Annotated in this window: 1 protein-coding gene; it reads right to left on the bottom strand. The window is 69.7% G+C overall.

The genetic code is table 11. The features are described 5' to 3' along the window. Window positions 1-218, bottom strand: a 218-nt coding sequence (locus tag F0L46_RS25865; protein WP_240540171.1) for an ROK family protein, incomplete at its 3' end; no start/stop codon positions are given. Between the last annotated feature and the right edge of the window lie 16 nt (window positions 219-234).

Here is a 234-nt window from a genome sequence, read left to right as displayed (position 1 = left end):
ACGGCGGCGGTGATGTCGGGGCCGCGCAGGTTGGCGAGATTGCGTTCGAGGACGAAGTCAAGCAGGCTCTCGGCCTGGGGTGCGCCGGTCTCCAGGAGCGCCTTGGCGTCACGCACCAGACTGTTGCCCGAGGCGTACTGTTCCCTGCAGCCGCGGTTGCCGCCGGGGCACCAGTGACCTTCGGGCACCACCCCCATGTGGCCGAACTCGCCAGCCATCCCGAACCGTCCGCGA

The sequence above is a fragment of the Salinarimonas soli genome, from assembly GCF_008386575.1.
GTDB classification, from domain to species: domain Bacteria; phylum Pseudomonadota; class Alphaproteobacteria; order Rhizobiales; family Beijerinckiaceae; genus Salinarimonas_A; species Salinarimonas_A soli.
The sequence above is the reverse complement of the archived record's forward strand: the minus strand, read 5'-3'. Positions and strand labels throughout refer to the sequence as shown.